Below are 253 nucleotides of genomic sequence, written 5' to 3'. Positions count from 1 at the left end.
CGGCCAAACTGCTAGGTTTTGAAGGTATTTGTCAAAACTCACTCGATGCGGTTTCGGACCGAGATTTTGCCATTGAGTTTACCTCAGCAGCTTCTATTCTAATGATGCACATGTCACGCATGAGCGAAGAGATTATTCTTTGGATGTCCGCGCAATTTAACTTTGTGCAAATTCCAGATCGCTTTTGTACCGGCTCCTCTATCATGCCGCAAAAGAAAAACCCTGATGTACCTGAGTTGGTTCGCGGTAAAGC

At 45.1% G+C, this 253-nt stretch carries 1 protein-coding gene; it reads left to right on the top strand.

What is annotated here, in order from left to right; all coding sequences use genetic code 11:
* On the top strand, window positions 1–253 hold a 253-nt coding region (locus AAEY88_RS14685), incomplete at both ends, for a lyase family protein (protein ID WP_350563571.1).

The sequence above is a fragment of the Psychrobacter sp. CAL346-MNA-CIBAN-0220 genome, assembly GCF_040309805.1.
Classification (GTDB): domain Bacteria; phylum Pseudomonadota; class Gammaproteobacteria; order Pseudomonadales; family Moraxellaceae; genus Psychrobacter.
Note: the sequence above shows the minus strand (reverse complement) of the source record. Positions and strands in the feature narration are given on the sequence as shown.